Below are 13525 nucleotides of genomic sequence, written 5' to 3' on the forward strand. Positions count from 1 at the left end.
TTCTTTTGAATTTAAGGTTTTAAGGATTGGTCGATGAATTGGCTTGTAATTGGAATTTTGTCATTGGTATTGGGGCCGATATTAATTATCGCGGGTGCAAAGCATGAGCGGAAAAACAATGAGCCACCACAATTAGTGCAATATGGCTATTTGCTCGCCGTTGTTGGTTTGTTTGTGTTGTTGGTGCAGTTTTTCAGCATTAGTGCTGCGATGTTGATTTTTGTCGTATTAACGGGTTTTGTCTGGGCAATGGATAAGTTTGTCTGGAGTAAAACTCGGGGTGAAAAGCAGATTGCGGACTGGGTTGAATATGGTCGCGGTTTTTTTCCGGTTATTCTTGCTGTTTTTGTGTTGCGCTCGTTTATTGTCGAACCATTTCAAATTCCGTCATCGTCAATGCGGCCTGGTTTAATCGTGGGTGACTTTATTTTGGTTAATAAGTTTGCCTATGGTGTCCGCTTGCCGATAACTAATACGGTGGTAGTGCCAGTTGGCCAGCCGCAACGTGGTGATGTGATGGTGTTTGATTATCCAGTGAATCCAAAAATTCAGTATATTAAGCGGGTGATAGGCTTACCTGGAGATGTGATTGAATATCGTGGTAAAAAGTTGACGGTGAATAATCAACTGGTGCCAACTAAGCAGATTGAAGATCATCAGTATGTTGAGAATGGTGTTTTATTGGTGAATAATCAGCAATTTGTCGAGCGTGTTGATGCAGCACAGTATAAAACGCTCACAATGGCGGATGTGCCTGCGTTGAATTTGCGTGAAGTGGGTGACTTTCCATCTCGCGAGAACTGTAGCTATGATGAATCAGGTTTTAAATGTACCGTGCCTGCAGGTCATTACTTTATGATGGGCGACAATCGTGACCACAGTGCCGATAGCCGCTATTGGGGCTTTGTACCGAACGAGAACATTGTTGGCAAAGCCTTTTTAATTTGGATGAATTTCAAACATTTCGATCGTATTGGCACCACCATTCAATAGGAGCTAAGGTAATGAAAAAGCAGTTGGGCTTGTCTTTCTTCGGTTTTATTATCGTCGCGATGGCCGTGGCGATGGCGCTTATTGTTGCGTTTAGTGTGGTGCCTACTTACACCCAGTTTTTTTCAATTAAAAATACGGTTGAAAAGCTAGCGAAAAACAGTGCGGGTCAAACTCCAGAAGCGATTCGTCAGGCGTTCGATAAAGAAGCGCAGATTGGATATATTACCGATATTTCCGGAAAAGATTTGGTGATTACTCAAGTTGGCGGTAAAACCAATATTACGGCTAATTATGAAAAAGTGGTTCCATTGGTGGCTAATGTGAGTTTGCTATTTGATTTCCAAATCGAAAAATCTTCCGGTGCAAGTATTGAATAATTTAAGGAATATTTAATTTGTCAGTTGTCTTACCTGCCGAGCGTTTGCAAAAAACGCTCGGTTATGTTTTTTCTGAGCCTAAGTTACTTAAGCAGGCCTTAACGCATCGTAGCGCCTCTTCGATTCATAATGAGCGTCTGGAGTTTGTTGGCGATGGCATTTTAAACGCTGTTGTTGCGCGCACTTTGTATACTGCCTTTCCGCAATTGAGCGAAGGTGATCTGTCCCGTTTGCGCGCTCATTTTGTTCGGCAAGAGTCTTTGGCGATTATTGCCACAGAATTGCAGCTGGGTGACTACTTATCTCTTGGTGAAGGCGAGTTGAAAAGTGGCGGTCATCGTCGGCCAAGTATCTTGGCCGATGCTTTAGAGGCGGTATTAGGGGCGATTTGGCTAGACGGAGGTTTTGCTGCGGCAGAGGCCGTACTGCAGAAATTGTTTGCAACACGAATTGCTGCTGTTAATCCACTTGAAGCGATGAAAGACCCAAAAACTTCTTTGCAAGAGTGGTTACAAGCGCGCAAAGTCGATTTGCCTCACTATGTGATTGAGCGTCAACAAGGCGACTCGCCCGATCAAATTTTTGAAGTGAGCTGTACGATCAACGAGCTTAAAGTGACGGCAAAAGCCGAAGGCTCAAGTCGACGCGCTGCAGAGCAACTTGCTGCCGGAGCCGTTCTTCATCTATTGCGTGAGCAATTTCCCGGTAAAAAGGTAGTACGAAAATGAATGAAATTTTGAATGGTGAGTTATTAACGGGTGACGAACATGCTGGCTATCGCTGCGGTTTTGTTGCGATTGTAGGCCAACCGAATGTGGGCAAGTCAACGTTAATGAATCATTTGATTGGTCAAAAGCTCAGTATTACCTCAAGAAAAGCACAAACTACACGGCACCGTATTACTGGGATATTAACTTCGGAAATGGCACAGTTTGTCTTTGTTGATACGCCGGGTTTTCAAAAGCGATTTAGAAATGCCTTGAATCAAGCGATGAATAAAAGCGTCACAAGTACTTTGGGTGATGTGGATGCTATTTTATTCGTCGTGGAAGCAGGGCGTTTTGGCCCTGCAGATCAAGCGGTGCTCGAATTGCTCCCTAAAGATCGCCCAGTACTTTTGGTGATCAATAAGGTGGACACGCTGGCCGATAAAAATAGCCTTTTTGGCTTTATTGAAGATGTCGCCAAGCATTTTAATTTTGCTGCGATTGTGCCAGTGTCGGCGCAAAAAGGTTTGAAATTAGATGTCTTAGTGGCTGCGATTGAGCCGCTATTGCCAGAATCTGTGCCGATGTTCGCAGAGGATCAGATTACAGATCGAAATGAACGCTTTTTGGCTTCAGAAATTATTCGCGAAAAGATTTTCCGCATGATGGGTGAAGAGCTGCCCTATGTAATGGCGGTCGAAATTGAAAAATTTGAAGAAGAAACGCTTGCCGACGGGCGAGAGCTTCGACGGATTTATGCTGCAATTTTGGTGGATAGAGAAAATCAAAAACCTATTTTGATTGGTAAAAATGGCACAAAACTAAAGAAAATTGCGACCGATGCTCGCCTTGACATGGAAAAGTTATTCGATGCCAAAGTCCATTTAGAAGTGTGGGTTAAAGTAAAAAGTGGTTGGGCTGACGATACGCGTTTAGTACGTCAGTTTGGTTACGAATAATCAATGAGCCGAGGTTCAGGTAAGCAGCGTATTAATGCGCAGCCTGCATTTGTGCTTCATCAGCATCCCTATCGTGAAACTAGTCGTCTGCTCGATGTTTTTTCGCGTGATCATGGGCGACTCACCATTTATGCTCGCGGTGTGCAGCGCCCAGGTTCTCAAATTCGTAGTGTTTTATTGGGATTTCAACCGCTATTGCTCTCTTGGTTTGGTGCTGGTGAGTTAAAAACCTTGCACTCAGCGGTGTGGCAACCAGGCTTGTCGCAGTTATCGGGTCTTCCTTTGTTATGCGGATTTTATATTAACGAGTTGCTGCAGCGCTTTTGTCCGAAAGAAGAGCCAAACTCTGCTTTATTCACGGCATATTTTGAGGCAATTAAAGCCTTGTCCTTGATTGGCTCTTCGACGGTTGAACCGATTTTGCGCCAATTCGAGCGGCAAATGCTTGATTGTCTGGGTTATGGTTGCCATTGGAATCTGGAAGCACATTCAAATCGGCCGCTCGATTTAACGTTGAAATATGAATTTAAATATGGACATGGTTTAGTTCGTAGTGTGAGTTCGGATGCTTGTCCTGCACCGTTAATATTGGCCTTTGATGCCGCTGATTTTTCTAATGAACAAGTTTTGCCGTGGGCAAAATTATGGATGCGCCAAGCCATCTCTGAGTTATTGGGTGATGCCAGTCTACATACTCGGCAGCTCTTGCTTGATTTACAAAAATTGTAGGTATGTGTTGCTAGCTATTAAAAATTAAAGGCTGGCTAGTTATACGCTAAATTTTTATGTGATGATGGACCTGCTGCCATCGAGATTGTTGACTAAATTAGGCTTTTGCGTTGCTTGTTGTAATTGAATGAGCCTGACCGGTACAGTTGATATGGTTGATTGCTGAGGTTGACGGTGAGTCAAATGGTAAAATTTATTATTTTGGTGGGTTTGACTTCAATTCAATAGATTTTTATACCGATTGCAGCATTCTTCTCTATGCTATAACGTAAGTAAGTTCGATGATCGAATTGAGGGCGAAGATATGATTAGCATTTCGCATGAACCCCATTACATTCACGCGGTGGTATTCGAGCAGTTTACATTGCAGGACTACAAAGAGTTTGAGTCGAATGTCCTGTACGATATACGCTTTCATGGCAAAGCACGTTTACTATTAGATTTAAGCCAAATGGATGGTTACACCATTGATATGGCGTTAGAAGAAATTCGTTTTTCAAAAGAAAATCGTCAAAATTTTGAGAAAGTGGCGGTAGTGAGTGACGATCAGTGGGTTGTCTGGTCGGTGTGGATCAATCAACTTATTGCCGAATCAGAGATTAAAATTTTTCCAGATATTCAGAGTGCTCAGCTTTGGTTGGGTCGTGATGGTGCCGCTGGGTAAGTTTAGAGAGTATTTTGTGTATTTAACTGGATTGGCTGGATAAAACTATGCTTGATCGTATTACTTCGCTGTTTTCGCGGGAAAAGTCGCCTTTAGCAAATGCTAAATTGGCTACGCAGTGGTGCAAGCAAATTGAATCACTTGATCCAGCATCGCAGTGCGATAAGGTGCATGGCTTAATCAGTGATTTTGTCGCGGCGGCAGACAAAGTTAGTATCGATCGTTTACAGGCCTTGATGTTGCTGGATGAGCAAATTCAAGAAGCGTTTGATGCTGTGTGTTATCAATATGTTTCTAACCCACGTATGTCTAAGGATATGGAGCAAAAACTATGGAAGTTTGTTGTTAGTTTTGCTTCTGATATGGTGCAGGCTTATCAGCGATTTGTGCAGGCAGAGCATACTGAAGTGCAGCAGCAACAATTTGATTTGCTGATGCCTTTGGTGTTGGCGCGCAGTTTGCGGTATGTCGCTGTCGAGGCGAAATGGCACTATTTCCGCTTTGAACGGGTACCTTCTAAGCTTTGGATACAAGCGCACCAGATGTATCGTCTGTCTGAGGTTGGCGCTTTTGATTGCAATCCGTTTTCTTTATATCCGAGCTATAAAAAAGATATTTCATCTTGTGCTGATGAGTATATCCAAATGTTGATGCTCAGTACCTTGGCCAATAACAATCTGTCAGTACGACAAATTGATATGGTGGATACTTGGCTAGAGCAGTGGTCTAAATTGATTCAGCTTGGTCGAAAATTCCAAGAAGATCGTCATCATTTTTGTGTCAATCTACAAGAATCACAAGGGCCACAAAAAATCAATAATGACTTGATCGGCGAACCTTATCGATATTGGGGTTTGAATGATCTGATTGGCCAGATCCAAGAGATTTTGGGCAAACTTATGACTGGAGCTAGTTACGCATCATTAGAACTTGGTGTCGATGTACGTGGTCCAGCGGTTGGTGAATTATTAAAGCACTTGGATGTGTTTTGGACTATGTGCATGCGCAATAGTCAAGTTAAGCGTAGCGAGCGGCAAAAAGTAACGAAAGCGGCAGATATCATTTATGGTCTTGATCGAGTTTGCCGTTATGTGAAGCAAGACAACGATAAATTTAGTCGTCAAGGCGTCGAGGGTAAAGAGCAGGTCGATTATGATGAAATTATGGACATGCGCCTGTACGGATTTGTTTCATCAAGGACGAAGGAAAAATTAGCAGCCAATCCGTATAGTTTTACTGTCAACAAGAAAGAGAATGATTGGCAAGCATGGGCCGTCGATAACGAAAGCGCTGATGGTTTTGGTGCGGTGATCCGCTTCTCTGAGAACGAGTGGATACGGCCTAGTTTGCTGATTGGTTCTCGCACATCGAGCGCGGATAATTGGAGCGTCGGTATTTTGCGCCGTATCGCAAGGCTCAGTGAAGACGAAGTTTCTGTTGGCGTGCAAATTGTCAGCGGAACGCCTGTTATGGTTGGGATGAAATCCGAACAAAACGATAGAATTGAAAATATTACAGTTGCTGAACTCGGCTTTACCGGTGGACTAGAGTTGCCGAATGTGCGAACTGCGCTGTATGTGCCGCACCAAATCAATGGCTCGAGCGTGAATACCTTGATTATGCATTCAGCCGATTATGGCTTAGATAAAATTTATCAAGTGAATGCGCGAGATAAAAAGTTTTCGGTTAGCTTAGGTTCGGTGCTTGAAAAAGGGGTTGATTGGACTTGGGTTACTGTGAATGTTTTACGGCAAGATTGATTACTAAATACCGAATAAAAAAGGCGCATCTCAATGGTGCGCCTTTTTTTATTAATTCGGATTTTTGATGGCTGATTTGGGTCTAAATGCAGTAACAATCTGGGGGTGCGTTTCAATATAAGGCCCTTCTAGTAATTGTATACAGTAAGGAATGGCTGAAAATATACCTGCACAAACCGTATTGCCTTCGGCATCTTTTAATCCTTCCAGTGTTTCTTGGATAGATTTGGGTTGCCCAGGGAGGTTTAAAATTAAGCTGGCTCCACGAATTACGGCGGTTTGCCTTGATAGAATCGCCGTTGGCACAAATTTAAGGCTGATTTGGCGCATTTGCTCACCAAAGCCGGGCATTTCTCTATCCATGACGGCCATTGTTGCGTCTGGGGTTACGTCACGTTTTGCAGGTCCTGTGCCGCCAGTGGTAAGAACTAGATGACAGCCACAATGATCGACTAAGTCAATTAATGTTGTCTCAATCAGGTCTTGTTCGTCCGCAATTAAGCGGGTTTCGAGTGAAAATGGTGTGCTTAGGGCACGGTGTAGCCAGTCGTTGAGTGCCGGAATGCCTTTGTCTTCGTAAATACCTTGGCTGGCTCGATCAGACACGGAAACGAGGCCAATTTTTAAAACAGTATTCATTTTGAAAAACTTAATCCAAGTGCTGATGGTTGTTTGAGTAAAATCGCATGATTGAAATCATCGATTTGATAGTCGGCTAGACCTGTTGTGTCGTGCCCAGCGGTGCTGGTAATAGCAATGACTTGGCACTGTGCTGCATGTGCAGAGCGGATGCCGTTGGGGGCGTCTTCAAACGCGATGCATTGGTTGGCGTTTAGCCCTAGCAGGGCAGCACCTTGCAGATAGGGGGCAGGGTTAGGTTTGCCTTGTGTGACATCTTCGGCGCCAACTAAGTATTGAGGGAGCGGTAGTCCAACGAAAGCCAATTTCGCCAGCGCTAAATCTCTCGGCGCTGATGTCACAAGCGCCCATTCATTGGATGACAGTTGTTCTAAAAAATGTTGTGCCCCGGGTATCGCAGTGGTTCCTTCTAGGCTAATCAGTTCTTCCGCGATGAGTAGTTCAGTTTCAAGGTCAGCGTTCAGATGTGGTGCAACGATTGCAATGGTCTCTTGCCCACGTCTGCCGTGCATAACCGCCATAATATGTTCAAAATCAATCTGATGGCGCTCAGCCCAACGCCGCCAAATGAGCTCAATGCAAGGCCTTGAATCAATCAAGGTGCCATCCATATCGAATAAAAATCCTTTGGCGGTCAATGTTGGTACTGATTGCGATGGCATTTTATTCCTCGGTGTTTTCTTCGTCGCTAGCCGCTTCATTTTGGTAGCCTGTTGCTGGCTCTTTGATGAAGGTTTTCATCAGTTGGAACAATTCACGGAATGCCTTTGGCGGAACATGTTTGCCTGCTTCTTGCTGCTGACGCTCTTTTTGCGCATTACGAATCAGTTGGCGTAAGTGCTGAATATCGACACTTGGATAGTCGGCGATAAATTTCTCAACCGCTTTGGCATCGTTTAGCATGCGCTCTCGTAAGCGTTCGATTTGATGCAACCAGATGTTGTGCTCATTGGTGATCCCTTTTTGTGCATCTAAAAAGGCATAAATTGGAGCAGGATCGATATTGCGCATCAGTTTGCCGATATACTGCTTATTACGTGCAGTAGCCACGTTGGCGGTGATTTTTCGACCTTCTTCCAGTGCTTGCAGTAGGTTTTCTGGTAAGTTGAGCGGTAATAATTGCTTGGGCGAAAACTCAAGCAACGTAGCGCCTAGTTTTTGTAATTCCGTCGCTTCACGCTTGGCTTGAGATTTGCTGATGATGCCAACGGGCTCATCGCTATCGTATGGATTCGACTGATTTGGGTTTGCCATGATGTCTAGAACGGGTGCAAAAGCAGTATGATACCAAACGAAACCCTATTCCCCACTTTTCTTCTGAGAAACTTCTGTGTCTGAATTTAGTTTTAGTGAACAAAATCTTCGAGATTTAGCGACCCATGTGCTGCAAGAGGCAAAAAAACAGGGCGCTACTGCGTGTGATGTCGAGGTTTCTGAGGGCGCAGGGCAAAATGTTTCCGTGCGTTTGGATGAAATCGAGACAATCGAATTCAACCGTGACAAAGGTGTGAATGTTACCGTTTATCTGGGAAAGCAAAAAGCGCACGCCAGCAGCAGTGACTTTTCTGCCGCCGCGATGACAGAAACGGTGAGTAAAGCGCTGAGCATTGCCAAATATACTGCTGCCGATGAATTTGCTGGGCAGGCCAATCCTGAGCGCTTATGTACGCAGTTTCCAGATTTAGAGTTGTATCACCCGTGGCCGTTAGCGGTCGAAGGCGCGATTGAACTGGCACGTGAATGTGAGGCGGCGGCGCTCGCGGTTGATGCTCGGATCAATAATTCGGATGGCGCTACCGTTGCCACCTCCGGGTCGCGCTGGGTGTATGCCAATTCTTTAGGTTTTATCGGGACTGGAACGAGTACTCGCTATAGTATTTCAGCAGCAGTAATTGCTGAGGACGATAGCGGGATGCAGCGTGATTATTGGTATAGCTCGGCGCGAGCGCATACCGATTTAGATCATGCCAAAGCGATTGGTCAACGGGCGGGAGAGCGTGCGCTGCGCCGATTGGGCGCACGACGTTTAAAAACCGGTGAATATCCGGTGCTGTTTGAAGCACCGGTGGCTAGCTCATTGATCGGCCATTGGATTTCAGCGGTTAGCGGCAGTAGTTTGTACCGTAAATCGAGTTTCTTGTTGGATAGCTTGGGTCAGACTGTATTTGCTCCTTGCGTCACGATTCATGAAAACCCATTTTTAAAGCGTGGATTTGCCAGCAGCGCCTTTGATGCGGAAGGGGTCGCCACTGTGGCGAGAACCGTTGTCGATGCCGGTGTGCAGCAGGGGTATTTCCTTGGCAGCTATTCTGCAAGAAAGCTAGGGATGGATACCACCGGTAACGCCGGAGGGCCACATAATATTTTGGTTGCGTCAACGACCGAAGCCGCGAATATGTTGGCGATGCTCGGCACCGGTTTATTGGTGACAGAGTTGTTGGGCCACGGTACCAATATGGTCACTGGCGATTATTCGCGCGGTGCTGCTGGTTTTTGGGTTGAAAACGGCGTCATCCAATATCCAGTCGAAGAAATCACCATTGCAGGCAATTTGCGAGATATGTATCGCCAAATTGTCGCGATTGGTGACGATGGATTGTCTTCGAGCAGCCGGAAAGTCGGCTCTATTTTGATTGAGCGGATGACGGTGGCTGGCGAATGAAGCTAGGCCGCCCCGAGTATTGGGATCAAGCTTGCCTAGAGTTAGCGGCAGCTGATCCTGTCATGGATAAATTAATTGCGATGTATCCTTCGGTAAGCCTCAGTGGGCGTGGTGATGCGTTTCATACCCTAGCTAGGTCGATTGTGGGGCAGCAAATTTCGGTCAAAGCCGCAGATTCGGTGTGGGCGCGCTTGATTGCTGCGCTGGGTGATGTGACGAGTGATACGGTGTTGGTGATGTCAACGGACGCATTGCGCGCTTGTGGTCTGTCGGCGCGAAAAGTGGAGTATCTCAGTGACCTAGCACGGCACCACCAATCAGGACGTTTGGAACCGAGTGATTGGCTTGATTGGGATGATGAAGCGATTATTCGTGAACTGATCACAATTCGCGGCATTGGTCGTTGGACTGCCGAAATGTTTTTATTGTTTTATTTATTGCGCCCCAATGTACTGCCCTTGGATGATATTGGTTTGATCAAAGGGATTGCGCTGCATTATCACGGTGGAGAACGCTTGCCGCGCGCTGAATTAGTCGCGTTGGCCAATTGTTGGCAACCGTGGCGTAGTGTGGCTACTTGGTATTTGTGGCGCAGCTTAGATCCTGTTCCGGTTGAGTATTAATCCGCTGTTATAAAAAAAATGACTAAATCGACGCCCGATCCTTTTTTAGCTTGGAGTGAATTAGCGCAAAAAACTCAAGAAATGTGGTTGGATTCTGCATTTGTGTTTTCGCAGCGCACTCAGCGGATGGCTGAAGCTGGCGTGAATCCGACCGAAGCGGATCAAGCAGAAATGAGCCAAATGGGTTTGGAAAAACTTGAAGCAGTTGGCGAGTCGAGCTTAGCGGCCTTTCAGCACTGGGGGCTGCTGCAGCATCTGGTATGGGATGCTGCTTTGCAGCAAACGAAAGCCACGGTTGGCTTGATGGCTGCTGCAGTTGGAACGCCGCAAGAACAAGTAGCGGCACAGCAGGCGTGGCAGTTCAGTGTGCTTAGCCCTGATCAATTGGCGCAGGCCACCGCCGAGATGGCCCATGCGGTACTGCATCCGGTGCATAAACGTACCAGTGAAAATGCCGAACGACTCAAGAAAGAGGGGACTGAATAAAAAAGCGGCTGAAGCCGCTTTTTTATCGTATTTGTTCAGGCAATTTGCTAATTTATAGCGTTTTGAGCTTGCCTTGAAAGTCACTCAGATTTTCATAACCTTTTTGCGCCATGATGCTGAGTAATTCTGCTTTAACACGAGCAAAAATCCCTGGGCCTTCTTCGTACAGCGCAGTGCCCATTTGCACTAAGGTCGCACCAGCGAGTAGATGTAAAAATGCTTCTTGGCCCGATTTCACCCCACCACAACCGATAACTGCTTTTTCAGGGCAACGGCGGAAAAATGCATTGACATTGGCTAGCGCTGTTGGCAATACATAATCACCACCCAAACCACCAAAACCATCTTTAGGTTTGATGATTACCGATTCAGAATTGATGTCGATCGCTAAGGCATTGCCGATGGAGTTGATGCATGTAACAAAAGCCACGCTTGGATAACGATTTAGAATGGCTGCGGCTTCGTCAAAGTGGGCGATATCAAAATAGGGGGGAAGTTTAACCCCTAGTTGCCGTTGACCATAACCCGAGGTGACTTCGGCCAACAGTGTATCCATCGCGTCAAAGTCGTAGCCGAGCTGCGCTTTACCCGGCACATTCGGGCAAGATAAATTCACTTCGAGAATCGCAGGGGTAACTGCATCTTTCAGGCTGTCCACCATTGCGAGATTGTCATCAAGCGTCAGACCCGATATCGAAATAAACAATGGTTTGGTTTCGTAATCATGCCGTTCGGTATAGCGCAGATAGTAGGGGAAGCCTTCGTTGGGTAAACCCATCGAATTGATACTGCCCCACGGTTTATTGCCATCGAGTACACGGTAGCGCGGCTCGGGGTTGCCGTCGCGCGGCTCCAGTGTGCAGCTTTTGGTAACCATCGCACCCGACTCGGACTCTAGTAAGGCTTCCAGTTGCGAGGCTACACTGCACCACACGCCCGACGCATTCATTAGCGGATTGGTCAGTGGCAAATCTAAAAAAGTAGTCGCTAGACTAGGGGTAATGTTGGGCATAGCAAAGGCTCCCTAAAGACGATTAAAGGCATCTTAGCGGCAAGCACTTTGCTCGATTGTGAGCCTAATCAACAAAAGCTTGTTTTAAGCTTTCATGATGATTTTGTTGCTTAATGCCAACATCATTTGTCGCCACGCAGCGGTAACCTCCGAGCCTAGCTCAGCTTCCAGTGCTTGCAGCAATTCCCGCTGCGGGCTGGTCAGCTCATTTTCCAGCGTGCTACCGAGTGGGGTGAGATAAAGGCATTTGACGCGTTTATCGTGTTGATCGCTGCGCGTCTCAATTAAACCTGCCGTTTGCAATGCTTTCATCGGGCCGTGTAGCGCTTGTTTGCTCACGCCGAGTTTACTAAGTAGTTGATTGACTGCAATGCCTGGATTGCGCGCAATAAAGTACAACACGCGGTGATGGACACGATTCCACTGCCGTTCGGCCAGTAACGCGTCGGCTTGGGCGGTAAAGGCGCGGTAACCGTAAAACAATAACTCGATATCGGCTTCGATTTTTTGGTCAATCATATTGACTTATATTCCTTGTTTCTGCATGATTAGGTCTATTGTGTTGACCTATTTGTAATCCATCCGGAGTATCTCATGCTGGCAAAAAGAATAGAACGTTTAACTTCATCGTTGGTGCGCGATATCTTGGCTGTCGCGCAGCGGCCGGGTGTGATTTCATTTGCCGGCGGTTTGCCCGCTGATGAAGCACTATTGAATGTTGATTTATCCGCGTTATCACCCGAATTGCTGTCGAGCGCAATGCAATATGGCCCAACGGAAGGTGAGCGTGGCCTGCGTGAGCACGTTGCCGCACGAATGGCAGAGATTGGTTTGAAGTGCCGTGCTGATCAAGTGCTGATTTTAAATGGCTCGCAGCAAGGCATCGATTTGGTCAGCAAATTGATGCTTGAAGAGGGTACGCCAGTGTTGGTTGAAGAGCCCGCTTATTTGGCTGCTTTGCAATCGTTTAAGCTATTTGGCGCCGATTTGCGCACCGTGCCGCTGCAACAAGGCGTTAACATTGATGCATTGGCCGCGCTTATGCCTAGCGTGAATTTGGCCTACTTAACCCCGACTTTTCAAAATCCATCGGGCTATTGCTATAGCGAAGCTGAACGTAAATCTGTCGCCGCCTTGGTTGATACCCACGGGGTGTGTCTGTTTGAAGACGATCCTTATCGAGAGCTAGCTTATGATACACCTGCTCCAGCCCCAATGGTCAGTTTCATCCAATCTGCGCTGTGGATTTATCAGGGCTCATTTAGTAAAACGCTCGCTCCCGGTTTGCGTTTGGGCTTTCTGATTGCGCACCCGGATTTAATGCCGCATTTGATTCGGCTCAAGCAAGCCGCCGATTTGCATTCCAATCGTTTGAGCCAATTGATTGTGGGCCAAATTTTGGCCAGTGGTCAGCTTGCGCCGCATTTGGCCAAATCGTTACCCATTTATCGCGAACGCCGTGACGCCATGGCGGCTGCGCTGCAGCGGCATTTGGCACCGTATGCCAGCTGGCAAGTTCCGGCGGGCGGTTTGTTCTTTTGGGTGAAGTTGGCCGCTGTGAATGACACGTTAGCCTTGATGCACCAATGCTTGAGTAATGACTTGGCGATTATGCCGGGCGTGGCCTTTATGGCTGGTGGGCGAGATGATGGTTATGTTCGCCTGAATTTTAGTCATGCGAAACCCGAATTGATCGAGTGTGGTATCGCCAAGTTGGCGCAGCTGGTTTCAGTGCAGCAAAAAGTTTGATCTGATCGCAAGTAAAACACCAAGACGCAAGGTAAAATGCCAGCAGACTCGGGGTGTCGCCTCTTTGCCATCTGTTGCGGAGCGACTGAGATAAACCCGCAGTACCTGATCCAGATTATGCTGGCGTAGGGAAGTCTGCCCACTTGTTAGGCAAACTCCTAGGCC

The 13525-nt window shown here is 46.6% G+C and carries 16 protein-coding genes and 1 riboswitch; of the genes, 11 read left to right on the top strand and 5 right to left on the bottom strand.

What is annotated here, in order from left to right; all coding sequences use genetic code 11:
* Positions 1-33: 33 nt before the first annotated feature.
* The 7 genes from lepB to GM173_RS02450 all read left to right on the top strand — a co-directional run bounded on the left by lepB (position 34) and on the right by GM173_RS02450 (position 6189).
* Positions 34-993: a signal peptidase I gene (lepB, locus tag GM173_RS02420; protein WP_203569730.1), complete on the top strand. Its 960-nt coding sequence runs from the start codon at positions 34-36 to the stop codon at positions 991-993.
* A gap of 11 nt (positions 994-1004) precedes the next feature.
* Positions 1005-1370: a DUF4845 domain-containing protein gene (locus GM173_RS02425; RefSeq protein WP_203569731.1), complete on the top strand. Its 366-nt coding sequence runs from the start codon at positions 1005-1007 to the stop codon at positions 1368-1370.
* A gap of 17 nt (positions 1371-1387) precedes the next feature.
* On the top strand, positions 1388-2098 hold the full coding sequence (gene rnc, locus GM173_RS02430; protein ID WP_203569732.1) for a ribonuclease III: 711 nt from the start codon (positions 1388-1390) through the stop codon (positions 2096-2098).
* Entirely contained in the window at positions 2095-3036 is a 942-nt protein-coding gene (gene era, locus GM173_RS02435; protein ID WP_203569733.1) for a GTPase Era, read from the top strand. The genes rnc and era overlap by 4 nt, the downstream gene beginning before the upstream one ends.
* Positions 3037-3039: 3 nt before the next feature.
* Positions 3040-3765, top strand: a complete 726-nt coding sequence (gene recO, locus GM173_RS02440) for a DNA repair protein RecO (protein WP_203569734.1) — start codon at positions 3040-3042, stop codon at positions 3763-3765.
* A 304-nt stretch (positions 3766-4069) separates the two neighbouring features.
* Positions 4070-4429, top strand: coding sequence for a SpoIIAA family protein (locus tag GM173_RS02445; RefSeq protein ID WP_203569735.1), 360 nt, complete (start codon positions 4070-4072; stop codon positions 4427-4429).
* A 47-nt stretch (positions 4430-4476) separates the two neighbouring features.
* Entirely contained in the window at positions 4477-6189 is a 1713-nt protein-coding gene (locus GM173_RS02450) for a cyclic-di-GMP receptor FimW-related protein (RefSeq protein ID WP_203569736.1), read from the top strand.
* A 51-nt stretch (positions 6190-6240) separates the two neighbouring features.
* On the opposite strand, the gene mog is transcribed toward GM173_RS02450, so the two are convergent.
* From mog to yjgA, 3 genes are read right to left on the bottom strand one after another with little or no spacing between them, the layout of a single operon-like run.
* The gene (gene mog / locus GM173_RS02455; protein WP_203569737.1) at positions 6241-6828 is read right to left on the bottom strand and encodes a molybdopterin adenylyltransferase; all 588 of its coding nucleotides are present in this window, start codon (positions 6826-6828) and stop codon (positions 6241-6243) included.
* Positions 6825-7490, bottom strand: a complete 666-nt coding sequence (locus tag GM173_RS02460; RefSeq protein ID WP_203569738.1) for an HAD-IA family hydrolase — start codon at positions 7488-7490, stop codon at positions 6825-6827. The genes mog and GM173_RS02460 overlap by 4 nt, the downstream gene beginning before the upstream one ends.
* A gap of 1 nt (position 7491) precedes the next feature.
* Positions 7492-8082, bottom strand: coding sequence for a ribosome biogenesis factor YjgA (gene yjgA / locus GM173_RS02465; RefSeq protein WP_203569739.1), 591 nt, complete (start codon positions 8080-8082; stop codon positions 7492-7494).
* A gap of 76 nt (positions 8083-8158) precedes the next feature.
* Between yjgA and pmbA the strand changes: the two genes are divergently transcribed.
* Genes pmbA through GM173_RS02480 form a run of 3 tightly spaced genes read left to right on the top strand, consistent with a single transcriptional unit; the run spans position 8159 to position 10599 of the window.
* Entirely contained in the window at positions 8159-9490 is a 1332-nt protein-coding gene (pmbA, locus tag GM173_RS02470; RefSeq protein WP_203569740.1) for a metalloprotease PmbA, read from the top strand.
* Complete coding sequence (locus GM173_RS02475) at positions 9487-10113, top strand: DNA-3-methyladenine glycosylase family protein (protein ID WP_203569741.1); 627 nt, start codon at positions 9487-9489, stop codon at positions 10111-10113. Before pmbA ends, GM173_RS02475 begins: the two co-directional genes overlap by 4 nt.
* An 18-nt stretch (positions 10114-10131) precedes the next feature.
* Positions 10132-10599, top strand: a complete 468-nt coding sequence (locus GM173_RS02480; RefSeq protein WP_203569742.1) for a polyhydroxyalkanoate granule-associated phasin — start codon at positions 10132-10134, stop codon at positions 10597-10599.
* 52 nt (positions 10600-10651) lie between these two features.
* Here the strand turns inward: GM173_RS02480 and GM173_RS02485 are convergent, their stop codons facing one another.
* Positions 10652-11611 carry a dihydroorotate oxidase gene (locus tag GM173_RS02485; RefSeq protein ID WP_203569743.1) on the bottom strand — a complete coding sequence of 320 codons (960 nt, stop codon included), beginning with the start codon at positions 11609-11611 and terminating at the stop codon, positions 10652-10654.
* 84 nt (positions 11612-11695) lie between these two features.
* Positions 11696-12130: a MarR family winged helix-turn-helix transcriptional regulator gene (locus GM173_RS02490; protein WP_203569744.1), complete on the bottom strand. Its 435-nt coding sequence runs from the start codon at positions 12128-12130 to the stop codon at positions 11696-11698.
* Between the two features lie 75 nt (positions 12131-12205).
* On the opposite strand from GM173_RS02490, the gene GM173_RS02495 reads away from it, so the two are divergent.
* A complete protein-coding gene (locus GM173_RS02495) occupies positions 12206-13360 on the top strand; it encodes an aminotransferase-like domain-containing protein (RefSeq protein WP_203569745.1) in 1155 nt (384 codons plus the stop codon).
* Positions 13361-13399: 39 nt separating this feature from the next.
* A riboswitch (TPP riboswitch) is annotated at positions 13400-13509 on the top strand.
* Positions 13510-13525 lie beyond the last annotated feature (16 nt).

It is taken from the genome of Deefgea chitinilytica (genome assembly GCF_016881405.1).
Classification (GTDB): domain Bacteria; phylum Pseudomonadota; class Gammaproteobacteria; order Burkholderiales; family Chitinibacteraceae; genus Deefgea; species Deefgea chitinilytica.